Here is a 4,727-nt window from a genome sequence, read left to right on the forward strand (position 1 = left end):
CAGCAATGGCTGGCGCAGCATGAAGAGTTGCGGGTCGGGGTTGTATTGCAAGTGCCCTATGCCCAATACGATCGCCGCTTGCAGCGCCTGTCCGGGGTCAACATCGAGTTGATGAAGTGGCTGGCCAAGTCGCTCAAGGTCGAGCTGAGCTGGCGTAATTATCCTGATCTTGCGCAACTGGAAGCCGCCGCGCGCGAAGGCGATATCGATATCGCGCCGGGACTGACCCAGACTCCCGCCGGTTTACGACTCTGGCAATTTTCCGATCCGTACATGCGGGTGCCGCAACTGGTGGTCAGCGACCAGAAGAGTACGGGGGTGGTGGAGCTGGAAAAACTCGACAGTCAGACCCGCGTCGCCGTGCGCATGCCCAGCGTCACCGCCGATTTCTTGCGTAGTACCTATCCGCATTTGAACCTGCAGGGCGTGCCTCTGGAGCGCCAGGCGCTGCAACTGTTGTTGAGTCAGCAGGCCGGTTACGCGGTGGTCGATGAAGCGCAATTCGGGCGTCTGTCAGCCGAACCCGAGTTTGCCGGGCTGGCCGTGGTGGGCGACATCGGTTTCCCGCAACTGTTGCGAGTGGCCACGCGTCGGGACTGGCCGGAGTTGGCCGGCATCGTCGAAAACGCGCTGCGCGCGATTCCGGCCAAAGACCTCGAGCGACTGCACGATCAATGGCTGCAACCCAAGTACCCGCGGCTGTCCGATTCACCGGTTTTCTGGAAAAACCTATGCCTGCTGTTGCTGGTGTTATTGCTGAGCAGCATGGCCATTGTGTTCTGGCAGCGTCGTCAGCAACACAGTCTGGAGCAACGTTTGCTGGCGGCGCGCGAAGACATTGCCCTGCGCGAGGCCAGCGAAGAAGCCTTGCGTCTCACGCAGTTTTCCATCGATCAAAGCACCGTCGGCATCCTTTGGGTCAACTGGGACAGCCATGTGCGCTACGCCAACCGTGCCGCCGAAAGCATGCTCGGCTATCCGGCGGGCGGGATCATTGATCGACCCTTGATCGATTTCGAGCCCGGTTTGCACATGGACCGCTGGCTGAGCCTGTGGAAACGCGCCCGGGCCAGTGAGGAAGGGCCGCTAAGTTTCGAAACCAATTGTGTGCGGGCCGATGGCAGTATTCTGCCGGCGGATGTCTCGTTGAGCTTCTTGCGTTTTCGCGAGGGCGAATACCTGGTGGTTTACCTCAATGATGTCACCGAGCGTCGTCGCGCCCTGGCCGCCTTGCAGGAAAGCGAAGCGCGGCTGCAGGGCATCGCCGCCAACGTCCCCGGATTGGTCTTTCGTCTGGAGCGCGCACCAGTAACCGGGCAGATCGACTTTGCCTACATCAGTGAAGGCAGCGAGAGCCTGGTGGGCTACTCGCCGGCCACCCTGGCCCAACGGGACAAAGGCCTGCGCAGCCTGGTGCATCCGGATGACAAGGCCAGTTATCACCAGACCCAGGACCATGCACTGGACACCGACAGCGACTGGTCGTGGCAGGGACGGATTCTGACCCGTCAGGGCGAACAACGCTGGGCTGAGATCAAGGCCATTACCCGCCGACTGGAAGACGGCGCCTATGTCTGGGACGGGATCGTCTGGGACATCACCGAGAGCAAGCGCATCGAGCTGGAGCTGGCCAGCTCCCGTGAGCAGTTGCGCGAGTTGTCTGCGCACCTGGAGAGCGTGAGGGAAGAGGAGAAGGCGCGGATTGCCCGGGAAGTTCACGACGAGCTGGGGCAGATGTTGACGGTGTTGAAGCTGGAAACGTCCATGTGCGAGTTGGCGTATGCGCAGCTCGATCCGGGCCTGCACGAGCGCTTGAACAGCATGAAGCGTTTGATCGCGCAGCTGTTTCAACTGGTGCGTGATGTGGCCACGGCGCTGCGGCCACCGATTCTCGATGCCGGGATCGCCTCGGCCATCGAGTGGCAGGCCCGACGGTTCGAGGCGCGCACGCATATTCCGTGTCTGGTACAAGTGCCGGATAACTTGCCGGTGCTCAGCGATGCCAAGGCCATCGGCCTGTTCCGGATCCTTCAGGAGGCGCTGACCAATGTCATGCGCCACGCCCAGGCGCATACTGTTGAACTGACGCTGGCCCTTGAGGGCGATGAGCTTTGTCTGACTGTCAGCGATGATGGCGTAGGATTTGTCGCTGCGCCTGGCAGGCCGACATCCTTCGGCGTGGTTGGCATGCGTGAGCGGGTGTTGATCATGGGCGGGCAATTGTCGCTTGAGAGTGAGCCGGGGGAGGGCACGACCCTGACGGTGCGAGTGCCGCTGGATGAAGCCTGATGGTTTTGTGTTGTTTGAGCTGGCGCCTTTGCAGGCAAGCCTGCGATAGATCTTGGTTCTGACATAAGAAGAATGGAGAAGAACGTGATCCGTGTATTGGTAGCCGAAGACCACACCATCGTTCGCGAAGGCATCAAGCAATTGATCGGCCTGGCCAAGGACTTGCTGGTGGTCGGGGAGGCGAGCAATGGCGAGCAGTTGCTCGATACCTTGCGCCATGTTCCCTGCGAAGTGGTGTTGCTGGACATCTCCATGCCCGGGGTCAACGGCCTGGAGGCGATCCCGCGGATTCGCGCCATGAGCAATCCGCCGGCGATTCTGGTGCTGTCGATGCACGACGAAGCGCAGATGGCCGCTCGGGCGTTGAAGGTCGGCGCTGCGGGTTACGCGACCAAGGACAGTGATCCGGCATTGTTGCTGACGGCGATTCGCAAGGTCGCGGCGGGCGGGCGCTACATCGATCCGGACCTGGCCGACCGCATGGTTTTCGAAGTCGKCCTGACCGACACGCGGCCGCTGCATTCGCTGCTGTCGGAGCGTGAATTCTCGGTATTCGAACGCCTGGCCCAGGGCGCCAACGTAAACGACATCGCCCAGCAACTGGCCTTGAGCAGCAAAACCATCAGTACCCACAAGGCGCGGCTGATGCAGAAACTCAACATCACCTCCCTGGCCGAACTGGTGAAGTACGCGATGGAACACAAACTCCTGTGATCCAGGGTTCACTGTGGATTTTGTAGGAGCGAGGCTTGCCCGCGAAGCTTTTGGCTTCAGGCAACCCGGTTCCTGTGGCTTGCAGCTCACCGTCTGTCGCCATCAAGAATCGACATATCCATCCCCGCCATCCTTGTAGGGCAATCCCTACCCCCAACCTTCCATCCGGCTGAGGCGATTCTCTCCTGCGCCCCGATTTGCGCGGCTCCCAGCGTCCACTAGGCTTAGTCCACAGCAGTCATCAATAACAAAGGTGTGGGTATGAGCCAGGTTGATTCAAGTGCAGGGGCCAGCGATATTCTGGTCAGCTTTCGTGGAGTGCAAAAGAGCTACGACGGCGAGAACCTGATCGTCAAAGACCTCAACCTGGAAATTCGCAAAGGCGAATTCCTGACCTTGCTCGGGCCGTCCGGTTCCGGCAAAACCACCAGTCTGATGATGCTCGCCGGCTTCGAAACCCCGACCGCCGGGGAGATTCAACTGGCCGGGCGTTCCATCAACAACGTGCCACCGCACAAGCGCGACATCGGCATGGTGTTCCAGAACTACGCGTTGTTTCCGCACATGACCGTGTCCGAGAACCTGGCGTTCCCGCTGACCGTGCGCGGCTTGAACAAAAGCGACGTCAGTGACCGGGTCAAGCGTGTGCTGAGCATGGTTCAGCTCGACACCTTCGCCCAGCGCTATCCGGCGCAACTGTCCGGCGGTCAGCAGCAGCGTGTGGCCCTGGCCCGTGCCCTGGTGTTCGAACCGCAACTGGTGCTGATGGACGAACCCCTCGGCGCACTGGACAAACAACTGCGTGAACACATGCAGATGGAAATCAAACACCTGCACCAGCGCCTCGGCGTGACCGTGGTCTACGTGACCCACGACCAGGGCGAAGCCCTGACCATGTCCGACCGCGTCGCCGTATTCCACCAGGGCGAGATCCAGCAGATCGCGCCACCGCGCACGCTCTACGAAGAGCCGAAAAATACTTTCGTCGCCAACTTCATCGGCGAGAACAACCGCCTCAACGGCCGCTTGCACAGCCACACCGGTGATCGCTGCGTGGTCGAGCTCGGTCGTGGTGAAAAGGTTGAAGCACTGGCGGTCAACGTCGGCAAGACCGGCGAACCCGTCACACTGTCGATTCGTCCGGAGCGCGTGAGCCTCAATGGCTCGAGCGAGTCCTGTGTCAACCGCTTCTCGGGAAGGGTGGCGGAATTCATCTATCTGGGCGACCACGTCCGGGTTCGCCTGGAAGTCTGCGGCAAGACCGACTTCTTCGTGAAACAACCGATTGCCGAGCTCGATCCTGCGCTGGCTGTCGGCGACGTGGTACCGCTTGGCTGGCAGGTCGAACACGTTCGCGCGCTCGACCCACTTCTAGAGGCGCATTGATCGCCCCCTGCTTCACCAACACCAACCCTGCACGTGGAGAGAACAATAAATGTTGAGATCCCTGAAATTCACCGCCCTGGTCGTCGGCATGATCGGCGCGGCGCACGCGATGGCGGCTGGCCCGGACCTGACCGTGGTGTCCTTTGGCGGGGCGAACAAGGCGGCGCAGGTCAAAGCCTTCTACGCACCATGGGAAGCGGCGGGCCACGGCAAAATCGTCGCTGGCGAATACAACGGCGAAATGGCCAAGGTCAAAGCCATGGTCGACACCAAGAGCGTGTCCTGGGACCTGGTGGAAGTTGAATCGCCGGAACTGTCCCGTGGTTGCGACGAAGACA

The 4,727-nt window shown here is 60.9% G+C and carries 3 protein-coding genes and 1 pseudogene; all 4 read left to right on the forward strand.

What is annotated here, in order from left to right; all coding sequences use genetic code 11:
* On the forward strand, positions 1-2,289 hold a 2,289-nt coding region (locus AC1DLB_RS26235), incomplete at its 5' end, for a PAS domain-containing sensor histidine kinase (protein ID WP_477785933.1).
* A 72-nt stretch (positions 2,290-2,361) separates the two neighbouring features.
* Positions 2,362-3,003, forward strand: coding sequence for a response regulator (locus AC1DLB_RS26240; RefSeq protein ID WP_477785934.1), 642 nt, complete (start codon positions 2,362-2,364; stop codon positions 3,001-3,003).
* Positions 3,004-3,264: 261 nt separating this feature from the next.
* Positions 3,265-4,389: an ABC transporter ATP-binding protein gene (locus AC1DLB_RS26245; RefSeq protein WP_018928861.1), complete on the forward strand. Its 1,125-nt coding sequence runs from the start codon at positions 3,265-3,267 to the stop codon at positions 4,387-4,389.
* Between the two features lie 49 nt (positions 4,390-4,438).
* A pseudogene (locus tag AC1DLB_RS26250) lies at positions 4,439-4,727 on the forward strand (ABC transporter substrate-binding protein); the annotation flags it as partial.

This window comes from Pseudomonas sp. 05N434 (assembly GCF_056396965.1).